Genomic DNA, 17,740 nt, shown 5'->3' with positions numbered 1-17,740 from the left:
ATTGTGGGGCCGCCCCGCGCGAACCACCGGCGCGGCACCCGGCCCGTGAACAGGCCGGATGCCGCGCCGTGGCCGCGGGGGGGAATCGGCTCAGGCGTCGGTCTTGAGCAGCCGGTAGGCGGCTCCGCCCAGCGCGAGCGCCGTCCAGGCGAGGAAGACCAGGAGTCCGGCGCCGGGCGAGAGGGTCGTCGAGTCGTGGGTGAGCGAGAACATCGCCTCGCCCGCGTTGCTCGGCAGATAGGGGCTGATGTTGTCCTGCCACGAGCTGGGCAGCAGCGAGATCAGTCCGGGCACCAGCATCAGCGAGGCGACCAGCACCGAGATACCGCCGGCCACCGAGCGGAGCCATGCTCCCAGCGCGGTGCCGATCACACCGACGAGGCCCAGGTAGAGACCGGCGCCGAGCAGGCTCCGTACGACTCCGGAGTGGGAGAACGTGAGGGCCGCGGGCGTGCCGGAGACGATGCCGCTCACGATCGGGAACGCGACGAACACCCCGACGAGGGAGACACCGAGCGCGACCACGCCGAACACGAGGGCCTTGGACCACAGCACCGGCAGGCGGCGCGGCACGGCGGCCAGAGTGGAGCGGATCATGCCGGTCGAGTACTCGCCGGCGGTGACCAGGACGCCCAGCACACCGAGCGCGAGCTGCGCGAAGTTCGTGCCGAAGAGGGAGATGTCGAGCGCTGTGGAGTTGGCGTCGTCGGGCCGCAGATGCCCGCCGTCGTAGGAGGACTTGTAGTGCGCGGCGGCGATCAGGCCGAACGCGATCAGGAACAGCAGGCCCAGGCCGAGGGTGATCCAAGTGGAGCGCAGGGACCACAACTTGGCCCACTCGGAGCGCAGCACCCGGCGTCCGGTGACCTTGTACGGCGGACGGGCCGGTTTCGCCGTTGCGGGTGCGGCGCTGTCGGTCGCGGTGATGGTGCTCACGCGGCCCTCCCGGGGGTCTCGACGGTGGTGGAGCCGTGGTACTCGACGGCGTCCCGGGTCAGGTCCATGAACGCCTGCTCCAACGAGACGGTGCGCGCGCTGAGTTCGAAGAGCGGGATGCCGTGCTCGGCGGCCTTGAGGCCGATGGCCCGCGCGGTCAGCCCGGTGACATGCAGCTCCTCGGAACCGACCTCGCCGCTGATCTCGACGCCGGGACCGGCGAGGACCTCACGCAGCCGGGCCGGCTGCTCGGAGGCCACGGTGACGGTGTCGCCGCCCGCGTGCCGGACCAGGTCCTGCACGGTGGTGTCGGCCAGCAACCGCCCTCGTCCGACGACGATCAAGTGGTCGGCCACGAGCGCCATTTCACTCATCAGGTGCGAGGAGACGAAGACGGTACGGCCGTCCGCGGCGAGCCCGGTCAGCAGGTTGCGGATCCACAACACGCCTTCGGGGTCAAGGCCGTTGACGGGTTCGTCGAGCATGACGGTCGCCGGGTCGCCGAGCAACGCGGCGGCGATGCCGAGCCGTTGGCCCATGCCGAGGGAGAAGGCCCCGGCGCGCTTCTTGGCCACGGACTGCAGTCCGGTCAGTTCGATGACCTCGTCGACCCGGCGGCGCGGGATGCCGTGCGTGTGGGCCTGTGCCATCAGGTGGTCGAACGCGGAACGGCCCGGGTGGATCGACTTGGCCTCAAGGAGTGCGCCGACCTCCTGGAGCGGCGCGCCGTGTTCGGCGTAGGGCTTGCCGTTGACCGTGACGGTGCCGCTGGTGGGCGCGTCCAGGCCGACGATCATGCGCATCGTGGTGGACTTCCCGGCGCCATTCGGGCCCAGGAAGCCGGTGACGGTGCCGGGCCGGACGACGAAGTCCAGCCGGTCGACCGCCGTCTTCTCCCCGTACCGCTTCGTCAGTTGGTGTGCCTCGATCATCGGTTTCCCTCGCGCTCACGTGCCACCGCCCCCACTGGGCTTTCCCACCGGCAACGCTAGGAGGGCGGGAGGCTCGAAACCGTCGTACCGGGGGGTCATTGAGGGTGCGGGCGTAGTACCCCGGTACCACTGTGTGCACCGGGTTGTGTACGTTCCCACCTTCCACGCACACACGACACGTCCACCAACTGCGGGAAATACAAGCGACACACATATTTACAGTGCCTGTTACCTCTCCTACTGTGAACGTTCTCAGAACCAACCCGCATGCGCATGTCAGTCGACCCAAGGAGGTCGGGATCCACGTGAGAAGCCCGGGCCGCATAGTCAAAGCCGCCTTGCTCCTGGCCGCAGTCGCCCTGCCGGCAGCGATGCTCACCCCCACGGACGCCGCCGCGGCGAACTCGCTCACCATGCTCGGCGCCGACGTCTCGTCCGCGCAGCGCGCGATCGACCTCGGCGCCCAGTACTACGACTCCAGCGGGACCGCGAAGGACCCGCTCGACATCCTCAAGGGCGCCGGCGTCAACTACGTACGCCTGCGGATCTGGAACAACCCCGCCAGCGGCTACAACAACAAGGCGAAGGTGCTGGCCTACGCCAAGCAGGTGAAGGCCAAGGGCCTCAAGCTGCTGATCGACTTCCACTACTCGGACACCTGGGCCGACCCGGGCAAGCAGTACAAGCCGGCGGCCTGGTCGAGCCACGGCATCAGCGCGCTGCAGACCGACGTCTACAACTACACCTACGACGTCTGCAACAGCCTCAAGTCCCAGGGCACCACCCCGGACAGCGTGCAGATCGGCAACGAGATCAACGTCGGCATGCTGTGGGACGACGGCAAGGTCGTCAACAACAGCTTCACCAACCTCGGTCTGCTGCTGAAGTCGGGCTACAACGCGACCAAGGCGTGCAACAGTTCCACCCAGGTGATCATCCACACGGCCGACGCGGACAGCGACTCGAACGCCCGCTGGTTCTACGACGGCATCAAGGCGCATGGCGTCAACTGGGACATCACCGGGCTGAGTTACTACTGCATGTGGCACGGCACGCTGGCCAACATGGGCAGCGTCGTCTCGGACATGAAGTCGCGCTACGGCAAGGACGTCATCATCGCGGAGACGGCCTACCCGTTCACGACGTCCGACGCGGACAGTACGGCGAACTCGGTGACGTCGGGCTGCTCGGGCTATCCGCTCACCTGGGCGGGCCAGGGCGCTGAGTTCACGGCGGTGCAGAACACGGCCCGGAGCGCGGGTGCGATCGGTGTCTTCTACTGGGAGCCGACCTGGTACGCGGTCACCGGCAACGGCTGGGACCCGGCCAACATCTCGGGCAGCGGGGACGGTTGGGACAACATGGCGATCTTCAACTGGACCGGCCAGGTGAATCCGAACGTGAAGTGGACGCCGTAGGGCGGTAGTTCGGGGCACGAGGTCTGACAGGGGCGGGGAACGGCGGTTGCCGTTCCCCGCCCCTTCATGACTGGCCGTCCGTCAAGGCACGGTATACAGCCGAGGACTTGGGGTTGGCGCGGCAGCGCCACACGCCGTGGGGACAGTAGTCGCTGATCGTCTGGTAGAGGGGACGTTGGCCGGCCATCCAGGTGAGCATGCCGCGCATGTAGGTGGGGTTGTCGCCGTTCTCGTACAGCCCCCACTCGGGGTAGGCGATGGGTTTGCGATGGGTGCGGGCGAAGCTGACCTGCGCCAACAGCCCGTAGGACTCGGTCAGTTGCTTTGAGAACGACAGTCCGCGGGGAGCGTCGTACGCGTCCATGCCGATGACGTCGACGTAGTCGTCGCCCGGGTAGCAGTCGGTCCAGGGGATCGCGTCGCGGCCGCGGTTGGGGGTGAAGTCGAACCGGAAGTGCTGCCCCGGGACGGATCGCATCGCGATGACGATGCGCGTCCAGTACCGCTTCCAGGACGCGGGGTCGGGCGAACAGCGGTGGGTGTACGTGGTGCCGTTCATCTCCCAACCGAGGACGATCTCGGTGTCGGAGGCGCCGAGTTGGACCAGCCGCTGGGCAAGGGTGCGGAAGTGGTCGTCGTAGCGTCCGTCCGCTCCGTCTCTCAACTCGGTGCGGACCACGCTGTCGGGCAGGTGGTCCTCGTTGCGGTCCAGCATCGGCACGTTGAGGACGAGGAGGCGGTCCTGCTCCTCCCGACGCCAGTCCGCCCACAGAGCAAGGTCGTTGGACGCGCCCTCGATGTCGCTCCAGTTCTCCCCGGCCAGATACGCATGCCCGACCCGAGGCTCGGACCGCCCCACCCAGGCCCCGAACTCCGCGACGCGACGGACGGCGTCGGCACCGTATCCGACGTAGGCGCCGTAGGCCGTCGGCGGACCGGACGCCTGCGCCGGGGCGGCTTGCGTGGGCGGGGGCGGGGTCTCAACACCGGGTACGCAGGCAGGCCCGGCCAGCAGGACCAGCGCGAGGGCGACGGTGAACAGGGCCGACGGGGTACGGCGCGTCCCGGGCGGGGGCACTGGGCGGGGCTCCTTCTTCGGGGGGGGGTGGTGAGTGCGTGGGGCGGCGGGTTCGAGGGATGCGTCGGATTCGGGGGCTATGGGGAGGGCGAGGGTTGCGGGGGCTGACGCCCGAGCAACGTATCAGCGCGGGGCGGAAGATGAGGATGTAGCGCGCTATAGGGGACATGGCCTCCGGGCGTAGCGGAAAATGCCGCCGCCTGCGTTGCCCCCGTCGAACTGCTGCGGGTGGCGAACGAGGCCGGGAGCGTGGTGGGGGGTATGGCAGGCGGAGGCGCGGGACCGGGTCGGCACGGCTCTGGACCGATCCGGCTTGGCCTGGAATCCGGCGATGCCCATGACAGCGGAGCGCCCCGTTTCCCCACTCCTGTGATCGAGTTCACGCCCCCGGGATCGAACTTTTGGACCGGTCCCGCATCTTGTTCTCGTTGACAGCACTCCCTCCGGAAGCGAGCTCCCCCATGTCCGTGCCTCGTCGCTTTCTCGCCCCCGTGGTCCTGCCGGCGGACCCGTCCTGTTCCGTCCTGCGCGACGCCGTCGTCGATGTCGACGCGGACGGCCGCATCTCCCACTGCGGTCCGGCGGCCACCGCTCCCCCGCTCCCGGCCGGCGTCCCCCTCACCTCGCTGTCCGGCATCCTCGCTCCCGGCCTGGTCAACACCCACGCGCACTCCCCGATGACCCTCCTGCGCGGACTCGGCGGCGACCTCCCGCTGGCGTCCTGGCTGCAGGACGCCGTCTGGCCCGCCGAGGCCCGCATGCGCCCCGGCGACGCCCACGCGGGCATGCTGCTCGGCTGCGTCGAGATGCTGCGCTACGGCGTGACGACCAGCGCCGAGATGTACGCGCACGCCGAGCAGGTGGCCGACGCGGCACTCGAAGCCGGGAGCCGGGTCCTGATCGCGCCCGCCTACTTCGACCGGCCCGGCGACGACTGGCACACCGACCTCGCGGCCATCGGCAAGTGGATCGACACGGACGGACTGCGCTTCGGGCCCGGTGAGCGCGTCGAGCTCTGCTACGGACCGCACTCCGCCTACACCCTGCCGCCCGAGGCACTGCGCGCCACGGCGGAGGAGGCGGCACAGCGCGGCGCCCTGGTGCACATCCACGTCACGGAGACCCTCGCCGAGGACGTCGCCCAGCGGGAGTCGCACGGTTCGGTTCCCCAACTGCTGCAGGAGACAGGGCTGTTGGACGGCCGGCTGCTCGCTGCCCACGCCGTGCATCTGTCCGCCGACGACATCCGGCTGCTCGCCCAGGCGGGTGCCGGTGTCGCGCACTGCCCGGGCTCGAACGCCAAACTCGCCTCCGGTACGGCCGACCTGCACGCCCTGCGCGCCGCGTCCGTCGCCGTCGGTCTCGGCACCGACGGGCCCGCGAGCAACGACGACCTCGACCTGTGGGAGGAGGCTCGCCTCGCGATGATGTTCTGCCGTCTCGCCACGGCCGACGCCATGGCCCTCACCGCCGCGGACGCCTTCCTCATGGCTACCTCGGCCGGCGCCGCGGCCCTGGGCCGGACCGACATCGGTGCCCTCCGCCCGGGAAACTGGGCGGACATGATCCACCTCTCCGTGGACGGGCCCCACTTCGCCGCGGGCCTCGACGTCGAGGACGGCCGACTGCTCGCCAACCTGATGTGGGCGGCCGGCTCCCGCGCGGTCCAGGATGTCTGGGTCGCGGGCGAGCCCGTCGTCGTGGGCGGCGAGACGGTGAAGGTGGACCGTATCGCCGCCCAGCACGCCGCCGAGGAGGCGGCCGCACGCATCGCATGACCTGACCTTCAGGCGTGTGGACCGTTCCTGTTCCCGCTCGACCCCTACAGGAGGCGTCATGGCATCGGCAGCTCTCACCCCGCCGGCCCTCATCGGACGATCGGCCGAACTGGCCGTCCTCGACGGGCACTTCGACACCGCCCGGGCGCGGGGAGCCGCGCTGATGCTGATCGGGGAGCCCGGGGTGGGCAAGACCGCGCTCCTGGAGACCGCGGCGCCGCGCGCGTCCGGGGCGGGCTTCCGGGTGTTGCGGATCTCCGGCTGCCCGTTCCAACGAGGCGTCAGTTTCTCGGCGCTGAACCAGCTGCTGCAACCGCTGACCGAGGGAATCCCCGCGCTGCCCGTACGGCAGGCGGAGACCCTCCAGGCGGTCCGCGGGCTGTCCGAGGAGCAGCCCACCGAACTGCTCGCCATCGCGAACGCCGTGCACGCCCTGCTGGAACGGTCCACCGCGGAGTCCGGTCCGCTCGCGCTGATCGTCGACGACGTGGCCTGGGTGGACCGGCCCAGCGCCACGGTCCTGGGCACCCTCGCCCGCGCCCTGCGCGCCGGCCCGATCGCCCTGCTCGGCGCCTCGCGGACCGGCGACGAGTCCTTCCTCAGCAACATCGGGATACCCGAGTACGAGGTCCGGCCCCTGGACGACGTCTCGGCGAACGCGCTGGTGGCCGAGCGGTTCCCCGCGATGACGCCCAGGGTCAGACGGCGACTGGTCGCGGAGGCCCGGGGCAACCCCCTCGCCCTGCTCGAACTGCCCGTCCCCCTCAACGACTTGCAGCAGCGGGAGCGTGGAACCCTGCCCGCCGTACTGCCGTTGACCGAGCGCCTCAAGGGCATCTTCTCCACCAGGGTCGCCGCACTCCCGGCCGCGACCCGGAAGCTGCTGCTGCTCGCCGTGCTGGACGGTTCGGGTGAACTGCACATCCTCCAGCGGGCGTCGGGCGGACCGGACGGTCTCGCCGGGCTGTCCCCAGCCGAGCGCGCCGGGCTCGTCCAGGTCGACGGTGTCACCGGCAGACTGGAGTTCCGGCATCCGCTGACCCGTTCCGCGGTGCTGGACCTGTCGACCAGCGAGGAACGCCGGGCGGCTCAACTGGCCCTCGCCGCCGAGCTTCCCGAGGGCTCCGAGCACCGGGCGCGGCACCTCGCCGACGCTGCCGTCGGCCCCGACGACCAGGTCGCCGCCCTGCTGCACGAGGTGGCGTACAACACCCTGCGCCGCGGTGACGCGGTCGGCGCCATCAGCGCCCTGCTGCGCGCCTCCGAGTTGAGCGCGACCGGCGCGGACAAAGGCCGCCGACTGGCGGAGGCGGCCTGCCTCGGCGCCAACATCAGCGGCGATCTGCGCAATGTCCGCGCGCTGCTGGTCAACGCCGACCACGCCGACCCGTCGGGCGTCGACTCCCTGGCCGCCGCCACCGCCGCGGCCAGTCATCTCCTCAACGGCGAGGGCGATGTGGACACCGCCCACCGGCTGCTCATCGGCGCCATCGAGGCCCATACGTGGCCCGACGACACGGAGATGGTCGAGGACATCTTCCGCGAAGCCCTCAACACCCTTCTCATGGTGTGCTTCTACGGCGGCCGGCCGGAACTGTGGCACTCCTTCGAGGACGTCGTGAAGCGACGGCGTCCGCCCACGTCGGGCCGTCTGCTGCCGGTGATCCTGGGCACCTTCGGCGATCCGGCGTACGGCGCGCTGCCCTTCCTCGACCGGCTCGACGGCCTCATCTCCGGACTGCACCAACAGCCCGACCCCGTACGGGTCTTCGGCATCGCGCTCTCCTCCTCCTACATCGACCGCCTCCCGGGCTGCCGGGGCGCGCTGCGCCGGATCATCGACGACGGCCGCGACGGCGGGGCCGTGGCCCTGGCGATCCAGGCGCAGTTCCTGCTGGGCAACGACGCCTACGCGGGCGGCCAGTGGGACGAGCTGCTGGAGATCACCGAAGAAGGCCTCGCCTGGTGCGCGACGTACGACTACCGTCTGACGGCCTCAACGGGCCACTTCCAGCGGGGACTTGTGGCCGCCGCGCGCGGTGACGGCAGCACCGCCCGCGAGATCGCGGACCGGCTCGTGTCCTGGGGCAACCCGCGCGGACTGGGCGCGCTGCGGGTCTACGCCTCGCACATCCGGGCCCTGTCGGCGCTCGGCGGCGCGGACTTCGACGCCGCCCGCCGGCTGCTGCGCACCCTCGTCACACCCGGCGAGGTGCCGCGGTTCATGCCGCACGCGCTGTGGCTCCTGCTGGACTTCACCGAGGCCGCCGTGCACACCGACCACCACGCGGAGGCGGCCGCGCACATCGCGGCGGTCCGCAAGACCGACATCCCTTCGATCTCACCCCGGTTGGCCATGCTGGCGGACGCCGCCGAGGCGATGGCGGACCCGGACGTCATCGACCATGACCTGTTCGAGGCGGCCATCGCCACGTCCGGTGCCGAGCGCTGGCCGTTCGACTGGGCGAGGATCTGCCTGGCCTACGGCGAGCGACTGCGCCGCGCCAAGGCGGGCGGCGCGGCCCGGGTGCACCTGGACGCGGCGCTCGGCACGTTCGAGCGGCTCGGCGCCACCCCGTGGAGTGCGCGGGCGGCCAACGAGCTGCGGGCGAGCGGGATTCCCGTCAAGCCGTTCCAGCCCGTCGAGTCCGACGGCCGGGACCGGCACGCGCTGCTGACCCCGCAGGAGCGGGTGGCGGCCCAACTGGCCGCCACCGGGCTGACGAACAAGCAGATCGCCGCGCGGCTCTTCCTGTCGCCGCGCACGGTGGCGGCCCATCTCCGCAGTGTCTTCCGGAAGTTGAACGTCACCTCACGGGGCGGCCTGCGCGACGCGCTGACCGGCCCCATGCCGTGACGCCTCCCGCTCAGCCCGCGTCGGGTTCCGACTGCCAGGTCCAGTTGGGGCGTTCGTAGGCCACCTCGAAGCCGAGTCGGAGCATGTTGTGCAGGGAGCTGTTGTGGGTGCCGGGCTGCTCGGCGCCGGTCTCGGCGACGAGGACACGGCACCCCAACTCCCGTGCCGTGCGCGCCCGGGCGGCGAGCAGGGCGGTCTGCCCGCCGCGCCCCCGCGCGTGGGGCAGTACGGCGCCGGCGAACATCTGCGCCGTGTCACCGCGGACGAGCATGGTGCCGGTGCCGACCAACTCGCCCTCCAGCCACGCCCCGTAGGGATGCCAGCCCGGCCGGGACACGGTCGCGGCGCCCATCTCGGCGTAGTGCTCGACCGGTGTTCCGAAGGCCCGCATCATCACCGTGCCCCATTCCAGGGCGTGTTGGGCCTCCAGCGGGGTGACGCTGATGCCGTCGGGCGGTACGTCCAGGGCGTCGGCGCGGGCGATGGCCTCCTCGGTCGTGCCGACGAGCTTCGCCCAGGACGAGGACTGGACGATGCCCTCCCGTGCGCAGATCTCCGGCCAGTCCTCGGGCAGGAAGGCGGGCGCTATCTGGAAGGCGGCCTGCGGGGTACCCGCCGCACGGTAGAAGTCGCAGACCTCCTCGACGAGTTGGGCCGTGACGGGGGCGGTGATGCCGAAGCCGAGGGCCTTGCTCCAGAAGCGGGTGATGTCGTCGCGCATCGACAGCACCACACCGCCGCCGATCCTCGTGGCGGTCATGCCCAGCGCGGTGCGGACGGGCTCGGGGGTCTCCGTCTGGAATCGGTAGAGGGCCTCCGCCTCGGACTGCTCGGCGACGGACGGCTGGACGACGGTCGTCATGGATCTGTTTCCCTCTCGGGTTCACTCGGCTTCCCTAGGGAAGCGACGCGGACAGCCCGCCTGCGAACAGGCGGGCTGAAGCGGGGGGTTGGCATGTGGTCAGGGGCGGGACGTCAGGCCTGGCGGGCCGCCGCCTGCTTGATCAGGTCGGCCACCGCCGCGGGCTGGGACACGTAGATGGCGTGGCTGCCGGCGGCCTCGGCCACGGTGGCTCCGGCGCGCTCGGCCATCTGGTGCTGGACCGGCGGCGGGATCATGTGGTCGTCGGTCGCGACGAGGTACCAGCTGGGCTTGGCCCGCCAAGCCGGCTCCGTGATCGGTCCGTTGAGCGCGTCGAGGCCCCACGGAACCTGCGAGTCGGCGAGGAACGCGGCGTCCTCGGCCGGCAGGTCGCCCGCGAAGGACGCGGCGAACTTGTCACGGTCCAGGAAGAGGAAGCCGTCGACGGGCGGCAGGATCGGCGGCACGGGCGCGCCGGGCGCGGGGTCGGCGACCAGCGTGCCGACGGACTCGTCCTTGTCCGGCGCGAAGGCGGCGATGTAGACGAGCGCGGCGACACCGTCGTGGCGGCCGGCCTCGGTGATCACGGCACCGCCGTAGGAGTGGCCGACGAGGACGGCCGGGCCGTCGAGGGCGTCGAGGGCCCGCTGGGTGACGGCCACGTCCTCGACGAGGGACAGGGTCGGGTTCTGCACGACGCTGACGTTGTAGCCGTCCTGGGTGAGCAGGCGGTGCACGGACTGCCAGCCGGAACCGTCGACGAATCCGCCATGCACGAGAACGATGTTCTTCACGGCATTCATGCCGATGCTCCTTGTTTGTGGGAAACCCTGCGGGCAAGTCCAAACTAGGCCGGACCGCCCGCCGGGGCTTCGACCAAATGACCTAGTTGCCCATGACCTGGTTGCCGGCAGGGGTCCCGTCGCCGCCGACGGGGGCCTCGACGAACGCCGTCACCGCCTTCGCGAAGGCCTCGGGTTCCTCCAGGTGACCGAAGTGCCCGCTGTTCTCGAAGATCACCAGCTCCGAGCCCGGGATGAGCTCGTGCAGCTCCTGCGCCCAGCGCACCCCGCAGATGACGTCGTGGCGGCCGACGAGGACGAGGGCCGGCACGGTGAGCGAGCCGAGGTCGGCGCGGTCGTCGATGACGTCCGGGGTGAGGTCGTCGTCCAGCCCCGAGATGTAGGTGGCCGTCACCGCGGTGCGCGCGGGGCCGAACTCGTCCTCCCGGCCCCAGAAGTCGGCGAAGTACGCGGGGAAGATCCCCCGCGCCACTGCGATCATCTGGGCGTCGTCGGAGATGGCGGGGATGCTCTGGAACGCTCCAACGACCTCGGGGAGCCCCGGGTTGTCGGCGCGCCGGGCGGCGAACTCCTGCACCTTGCGCATGGCCTCGGCGCCGTGCTCGGGACCGGTCACCGGCGCGCTGTCGTAGAGGATCACGCCGGCGACGCGGTCGGGGTGGTGCAGGGCGTGGTACTGGGCGACGAAACCGCCGTGCGAGTGCCCGAGGAGGTGTACCTCGGGGACGCCGAGGTGCTCGATCAGCGCCGCGAGGAAGCGGCTGTAACGGGCCCGCGTGTAGCCGTGCGGGTGGGAGGGCAGGCGGTCGGAGGCGCCGGTGCCGATGGGCTCCGGGTAGACGACCGTGAGGTGCTCCTCCAGCGCGGGCATGCGCAGGTAGTCCCAGAAGATGCCCGGTCCGCCGGAGTGCGCGATGCAGACCGGTCCAACGCCGTGGACGTGGTAGCTCTGCGTGACCCCGTCGATCTCGACGGTGTGGGTCCCGGTGGCGAGTGGATCGGTCGAGGGGGTGGTGCTCATGGGATCTCCCTGTTCGGCATACGGCGATGACAGGGACAGGACGCGGGAGGAAGCACGAAGTTCGAAGTGAACGATGTGACGCCAGTCACACGACAAGGGCGCGCGGGATGGGCACCGGCCGGGGATGCACGAGACGCAGCCGGTGGACCCGCCCGGCACTGTCCAGACTCATCAGCCAGGCCACGGCGGGCGGGCAGTGGTCGGGGTCGTCGTCGGGATTGCTGATGTCCATCTCCCAGACGACGAGCGACCGCCCGGCCACGGCGTGCGCGAGATGCTGTCGTACGCCTGCCTCCAGATCGCACTCCATCCCGCGCACCAACAGGCTTCTGCCGCCCACCGGTTGGTTCCCCTGCACCAGCGCGGCCTCGGGCGACCAGCGCTCGGTGAGCAGCTTCCCGAAGTGCCCGCTCTCGGCCGCGTGCAGCGTCTCGCGCGCCTCGATCCGGCTGGCCCGGGTGCGCCGGCCGACGTCGCCGTGCGGGGCGTCGGCCGTGGCGGCGAGGGCCAGCGCGAGCTTGGCCCGCCCCTGGCTGAGCCTGCTGCGGACCGTTCCAACGGGCACCCCGCAGGCCTCGGCGATCTGCTCGTACGACGTGACCCCGACACTGAAATGCCGCAGCACGAGCGGCAGCCGCAGCGTGGGAGACAGTTCCTCGACGGCTTCCCAGATCCAGTCCCGCAGGGCGTGCCGCTCCAGCCACCGCTCAGGACCGGATTCCGTGACGGGCACATGCAGATCGTCGAGCGGCCGAAGATCGACGGTCCCGCGCAGCAACGAACGGGCATGGTTGCGCACGATCATCCGCAACCAGGCCCCTACGGCCCGGCCTCCGGGTCCCGCACATCCCCCACGCGCCGGAGGGCGGTCAGCGCCGCGTCCTGCACCACGTCGTCGACATCGGGCCCCGGCCCCAGCACACTCACCGCGACGGCCCGCATCCCGGCCCGGTGCCGTTCCAGCAGCAGCCCCAGGGAGGCGACGTCCCCGGCCTGCGCGGCCAGGGTGAGTGCCGCGTCCTCGATGCGCGTGATCTCACCCGGGTTCCGGCTGCTCATGCTGCCCCTCTTCCGGCGCCACCGTCGTCCGTACGACCGTAATGGGCGCGTGCCGTGACGTCACATCGCGCGGACGCCCGACGGGTCCGGCGTCGCACCAGGTGCCCGTTACGGACACCCGGGTCCCGCACACCGTCGATACGCCCCGGGCCAAGGATGTTCAGCGACTGTTCAAGGACTTGGACCGGTCCCCACGACCGTTGCGGGCACGCCCGGTTGACGACCGGAGGGGATCAGCAACTGCTCAGCGCCCCCGACCGGGCTCTCGTACCGCGCCCGTGTTGCCGTCCCGCACGCCCGCCGGCGGGGTCGCGCCGACGATCCGCCCACTGTGCCGCCGGAAGGAGACGAACTTGGTCACGGCCTGGAGGAGGTTCGCGCAGGCCAGCGCGGTCCACAGCCCGGCCAGCCCCGCCGTGTCGGCGACCGGTACGGCGAGGGCCGCGAGCACCCCGAACCACACCGCCGTTGACACCAGGCTCGGCACGGTGCGCTTGAGCCCGACGAGTCCGAAGCCCGCCACGGCCTGCAGGGCATCGGTGACGACCACCGCGAGGACCAGCGGCAACAGCCGTACCACCTGGTCCGCGAGCCCCTGATCCCTGGTGAACAGGCCGATCACCGGGTCCCGCAGCACGACCAGGACGGCCCCGAGCACGACGACCGCGCACAGGGCGACCCCGATCCCGGCATCCACACTGCGCCTGATGCGCGCGAGGTCGCGTTCCTCGGCGTACCCGGCGATCAACGGCACCGTGGCCTGCCCGACCGCCACGGCGGCGGTGAAGACGACGTTCACCAGGGACTCGGAGACGCTGTGCACGGCGGCGCTGTCGGTGCCGATCCGGGCGGCGGCGAAGGTCAGCACGCCCAGCACGGAGAACTTCACCAGCACGGTCGCGCCGAGCGGCACCCCGACCCGGGCCAGCCGCAGCACCTCGCGCGGATCGGGCCTGCCGGGCCGGATCGGCCGCCCGGCGAGCACGGTCCGCCGACGCAGCGCGTACTGATTGAGCCAGGCCCCGACCGCGCTGGAGCCGAGCATGGCCACCCCGGCGCCCGCCAACCCGAAACTCGGCAGCGCCCCCGGCCCCCCGACCAACACCACCGACAACACCACGGACACGCCGGCCCCCGCCAGCCCGGACCGCATCACCTGCGGAGACCGCCCGAGCGCGACAAGCACGGACGCAGCCGACGAGTTGACGGCGATCAGCAGCACACTCCCCGCCAACATCCAGGGAAACAGCCCCAGTTGATCGACGACCGCCCCCGGCACCCCGAACAGCCCACCGAGCAACGGCACAGCGGCCACCGCCGCCGCACACACCCCGCCCACCGCGAACCCCAGCCACATCCCACTCCGCACCAACGGCAACAGCCCGTCGGGGTCCTCGCGATGGGGCGCGACGAACGGCATGACCCCGCGCAACGCCCCCGCCACAGTGGCGGTAGCCGGACTGAACACGGCGACCGTCACGGCAAAAGCGGCCAGCGAGACGGTGGCATGCCGCCCCAGAAGCGCCGTATCGACAAGCGACCAGGCCGACGCGGCGAGGGTGCTCACGTACAACGGCGCGGCAGCCCTGGCGATGGTCATAAATGCGGTGCGTTCACTCACGCTCGCCCATCCTGCCAGTCAACTGCCCTGCGCCGCCCACGAGTTACGTGCTACCGCCACACCGCCTCGGCGACCCGCCGGAAGTTGCCGCCCAGGATCGCGGTGACGGCGTCGTCGGGGTATCCCCGGGCGAGCAGCGCGCCCTCGACGGTCAACAGGCCCTCCGGGGGCATGAAGTCGATCGGGCCCCAGCGGGTGTAGCAGTCGGGGAACAGCTCCGGGCTCTGTTCGAGCATCGCGTTGAAGTCCCCTTCGTCGAACGGGTAGTCGGTGGACACGCCGACGTGTTCCGGGCCGACGAGGTCGACGGCGTGGTCGATGTGCCGTACGAGGGCGTCGACGGAGGCGTCGTTGGGGCCGAGGAAGATGCCGACTCCGGTGATGCCGACCACCCCGTCCGTGGCCGCGCACTCTCTGGCCTGCTCGTCGGTGATGTTGCGGGGGTGGTCCCACACCGCGCGCATGCAGGAGTGGCTGTAGACGACGGGCAGTTGGGACACCTCGCACAGGTCGAGACCGGTACGGGCACCACAGTGCGAGCCGTCCGCGACCATGCCGACGGCGTTCAACTCCCGTACCAGCGCCCGGCCGTAGGCGGTGAGTCCCTCGTCGACCTCGTCGAGGCAACCGCCGCCGGCCGCGTTGCGGGTGTTGTAGCTCGGCAGCATCGTGCGGACGCCGAGGTCGTAGAAGTGCCGTACCCGGTCCAACTGCCCTTCCAGGGGCCCGGAATCCTCCAGGTCGAAGGCGACGGCCACCTCCCCCGCGCGCCCGGCGGCGTCGATGTCGTCGACGCTCGCGGCCAGCCGCAGCCGGTCGTCCGCGTCGATCCGTTCCCGCCAACTGGCGATCAGTCCGGTGACGTCGTCGGCGCCGTGGGGCGCGTAGCCCACGTTGACCGAGACGAAGCTGCCGCCCGGTCTGCGGTAGCGGGCCAGTTCGCCGACGTCGGCGTTCTTCTCCAGCGCCAGGCAGCAGTGTTGTTCCCAGAGGAGGGGCGGGCGGCGCGCTTCCGCGGATTCGTTCGACACCCAACGGATCATGCCCGCACCGGAGTTACTCCGTCGAGGGCGGTCCCGTACTCCCCCGCACCTCAAGCCTCGGTTCCGACAGCACCGTCTCCGGCATCCGCCTCGGATCCCGCATCCGCTGGACGAGAAGCTGCGCGGCGCGACGGCCGATGTCGTGGCTGCCGTTGTCGACGGTGGTGAGCCAGAGGTGTCGTAGGCGCGCGAGGTACGTGTTGTCGTAGCCGACGAGGGACAGGTCCCGGGGCACTTGGAGGTCCAGTTCCTCGGCCGCCGAGAGCGCGCCGACGCACGCGATGTCGTTGAAGGCGAAGACGGCCGTGGGGCGCTGCGGGGCGGTGAGCAGGCGGACCATCGCGCGGTACCCGCCCTCCTCCGTGTGGTCGCCCTGCTCGACCGTCGCGAGGTCGGTCAGGCCGTGGCCGTCCATGACCTCTTCGAAGGAGATGCTGCGGAGTGCGCCGGCGACGCCCGGGCCGGCGATGTGGGCGATACGACGGTGTCCCAGGTCGATGAGGTGTTCGGTGGCCAGGGCGGCGCCGTACGAGTCGTCGCCGGCCACAACGTCGACGTGGGGCAGGACCGGTTCAATGGCGCCCGCGACCACCGTCGGGATGCGGGTCGCGGCGGCGGCGAGGAGTTCGTCGGAGCCGGGGAGGGTGCCCACCGCGACCAGGCCGTCGACGCGGAGTTCCGTGAAGATGCGGGTGAGGTCCTCGCCGAGATGACGGTTGAGGCGGCCGTCGGCCAGCATCATGTGCAGGCCGTTCTCGTGCAGGCGGGAGCCCAGGCCGTCGAGGAGTTCCACGAACCACGGGTTGCGCAGGTCGTTCAGCAGGACGCCGATCGAGCGGGTGCGGCGTTCGCTGAGGCTGCGGGCGGCAGCGTTCGGGCGGTAACCGAGTTCCGCCACGGCGGCCAGCACGGCCTGCCGTTTCTCCGGTCGGACCTGCTCGGAGCCGCGCAGCACCAGGGAGACCAGGGACTTCGACACACCGGCCCGCTCGGCGACGTCACGGATGGTCGGAGCGCTCATGGCTGGACCGTTCCATGCGGTCGCGCACCCTGTCAAAGGCGCGGACACTCGTTGTTGACGTCCATGTATTGACATCAGGACGAACGGGTTCCACTGTGGCGGAGACAGTTTATGGACCGGTCCAAAGAAGGGCAGTCATGGTGACCTCGCTCGGTGTTGCCGTCGTGGGCTTCGGATGGATGGGACGGGTCCACACCCAGGCGTACGCCCGTGTCCCGCACCACTTTCCGCAGCTGACCCTGCGACCGCAGCTCGTGACGGTCGCCGAGGAGGTGCCCGGGCGGGCCGAGCAGGCCGCCGAGCAGTTCGGCTTCGCCTCCACGACCCGCGACTGGCGCGAGGTGGCCGACGACCCGCGGGTGCAGGCCGTGAGCATCACCGCGCCGAACTTCCTGCACCGCGAGATCGGCGTCGCGATGGCGGAGGCCGGCAAGCACATCTGGATCGAGAAACCGGTGGGCCTGTCGACGGCGGACGCCTCCGCCGTGGCCGAAGCGGTCTCCAAGTCCGGCGTCCAGAGCGCGGTCGGCTTCAACTACCGCAACGCGCCCGCCGTGGAGGCCGCCCGCGACCTGATCGCCTCGGGCGAGCTGGGCACGGTCACCCACATCCGCGTCCGCCTCTTCAGCGACTACGCGGCCCACCCGGACGGCGCCCTGACCTGGCGCTACGAACTGGAGCGCGGCGGCCACGGAGTCCTGGGCGACCTCGCCTCGCACGGCGCCGACCTGGCCCGCTACCTCCTCGGCGACATCACGTCCCTGGCCGCCGACACCGCGATCTTCCTGCCGCAGCGGGCCCGCCCCACCGGCGCGACCGCGGGCCACGCCCTCGCCACCGGGGGCGAGTTGGGCCCGGTGGAGAACGAGGACTACGTCAACTGCCTGCTGCGGTTCGCCTCCGGCGCCCGGGGTGTCCTGGAGGCCTGCCGGGTCTCGGTCGGCGAGCAGAACAACTACGGCTTCGAGGTGCACGGCACCAAGGGCGCGGTGTTCTGGGACTTCCGCCGGATGAACGAGCTGGCGGTCAGCCGCGGCACGACGTACCAGGACCAGCCCGTCACCACGGTGTATGTCGGCCCGGGCGACGGCGAGTTCGGCGCGTTCCAGCCGGGCGCGGCGAACGCGATGGGCTACGACGACCTCAAGGTGATCGAGGCGTACCGCTTCCTGCGCTCCGTCGCCGAGGGCACGCCGTACGGCGCCACGCTCCCGGATGCCGTACACAGCGCGTCAGTTCTGGACGCCATGGTGCGTTCCGTCGAGACCGGCACCTGGGCGAGCCCGGCGTGAACGGCGCGCGCGTCGCCTG

The 17,740-nt window shown here is 71.1% G+C and carries 13 protein-coding genes and 1 pseudogene; 4 read left to right on the top strand and 10 right to left on the bottom strand.

The annotated features are described in order from the left end of the window. Positions 1-90: 90 nt before the first annotated feature. Together ACGFY9_RS25155 and ACGFY9_RS25150 are read right to left on the bottom strand one after the other, a co-directional pair. Entirely contained in the window at positions 91-936 is an 846-nt protein-coding gene (locus ACGFY9_RS25155) for an ABC transporter permease (protein ID WP_393757614.1), read from the bottom strand. Then, positions 933-1,868, bottom strand: a complete 936-nt coding sequence (locus ACGFY9_RS25150) for an ABC transporter ATP-binding protein (RefSeq protein WP_393757612.1) — start codon at positions 1,866-1,868, stop codon at positions 933-935. Before ACGFY9_RS25150 ends, ACGFY9_RS25155 begins: the two co-directional genes overlap by 4 nt. 305 nt (positions 1,869-2,173) lie before the next feature. Here ACGFY9_RS25150 and ACGFY9_RS25145 point away from each other — a divergent pair, with 305 nt between their 5' ends. Then, positions 2,174-3,286 (top strand): arabinogalactan endo-beta-1,4-galactanase, encoded by a 1,113-nt coding sequence (locus ACGFY9_RS25145; protein WP_393757610.1) that lies wholly within the window; start codon positions 2,174-2,176, stop codon positions 3,284-3,286. Positions 3,287-3,350: 64 nt separating this feature from the next. Here the strand turns inward: ACGFY9_RS25145 and ACGFY9_RS25140 are convergent, their stop codons facing one another. After that, a complete protein-coding gene (locus tag ACGFY9_RS25140) occupies positions 3,351-4,364 on the bottom strand; it encodes a glycoside hydrolase family 26 protein (protein ID WP_393757608.1) in 1,014 nt (337 codons plus the stop codon). A gap of 461 nt (positions 4,365-4,825) precedes the next feature. Here ACGFY9_RS25140 and ACGFY9_RS25135 point away from each other — a divergent pair, with 461 nt between their 5' ends. Continuing rightward, a complete protein-coding gene (locus ACGFY9_RS25135; protein WP_393757606.1) occupies positions 4,826-6,142 on the top strand; it encodes an amidohydrolase family protein in 1,317 nt (438 codons plus the stop codon). A 58-nt stretch (positions 6,143-6,200) separates the two neighbouring features. Continuing rightward, entirely contained in the window at positions 6,201-8,999 is a 2,799-nt protein-coding gene (locus tag ACGFY9_RS25130) for an ATP-binding protein (RefSeq protein ID WP_393757604.1), read from the top strand. 10 nt (positions 9,000-9,009) lie between these two features. Here the strand turns inward: ACGFY9_RS25130 and ACGFY9_RS25125 are convergent, their stop codons facing one another. From ACGFY9_RS25125 to ACGFY9_RS25095, 7 genes and pseudogenes are all read right to left on the bottom strand, one after another. Next, positions 9,010-9,861: a GNAT family N-acetyltransferase gene (locus ACGFY9_RS25125; protein WP_393757602.1), complete on the bottom strand. Its 852-nt coding sequence runs from the start codon at positions 9,859-9,861 to the stop codon at positions 9,010-9,012. A 113-nt stretch (positions 9,862-9,974) separates the two neighbouring features. After that, positions 9,975-10,664: an alpha/beta hydrolase gene (locus ACGFY9_RS25120; RefSeq protein ID WP_393757600.1), complete on the bottom strand. Its 690-nt coding sequence runs from the start codon at positions 10,662-10,664 to the stop codon at positions 9,975-9,977. Between the two features lie 82 nt (positions 10,665-10,746). Then, positions 10,747-11,685 (bottom strand): alpha/beta fold hydrolase, encoded by a 939-nt coding sequence (locus ACGFY9_RS25115; RefSeq protein ID WP_393757598.1) that lies wholly within the window; start codon positions 11,683-11,685, stop codon positions 10,747-10,749. A gap of 85 nt (positions 11,686-11,770) precedes the next feature. Then, a pseudogene (locus ACGFY9_RS25110) lies at positions 11,771-12,744 on the bottom strand (RNA polymerase sigma factor). Between the two features lie 244 nt (positions 12,745-12,988). Next, on the bottom strand, positions 12,989-14,344 hold the full coding sequence (locus tag ACGFY9_RS25105; RefSeq protein ID WP_393757596.1) for an MATE family efflux transporter: 1,356 nt from the start codon (positions 14,342-14,344) through the stop codon (positions 12,989-12,991). Between the two features lie 71 nt (positions 14,345-14,415). Continuing rightward, positions 14,416-15,396 carry a dipeptidase gene (locus ACGFY9_RS25100; protein WP_393757594.1) on the bottom strand — a complete coding sequence of 327 codons (981 nt, stop codon included), beginning with the start codon at positions 15,394-15,396 and terminating at the stop codon, positions 14,416-14,418. Positions 15,397-15,421: 25 nt separating this feature from the next. Continuing rightward, the gene (locus ACGFY9_RS25095) at positions 15,422-16,429 is read right to left on the bottom strand and encodes a LacI family DNA-binding transcriptional regulator (protein ID WP_393757592.1); all 1,008 of its coding nucleotides are present in this window, start codon (positions 16,427-16,429) and stop codon (positions 15,422-15,424) included. Positions 16,430-16,566: 137 nt separating this feature from the next. Between ACGFY9_RS25095 and ACGFY9_RS25090 the strand changes: the two genes are divergently transcribed. Further along, on the top strand, positions 16,567-17,721 hold the full coding sequence (locus ACGFY9_RS25090) for a Gfo/Idh/MocA family protein (RefSeq protein ID WP_393757590.1): 1,155 nt from the start codon (positions 16,567-16,569) through the stop codon (positions 17,719-17,721). Positions 17,722-17,740 lie beyond the last annotated feature (19 nt).

It is taken from the genome of Streptomyces sp. NPDC048504 (genome assembly GCF_043200035.1).
Lineage (GTDB): Bacteria > Actinomycetota > Actinomycetes > Streptomycetales > Streptomycetaceae > Streptomyces.
Note: the sequence above shows the minus strand (reverse complement) of the source record. Positions and strands in the feature narration are given on the sequence as shown.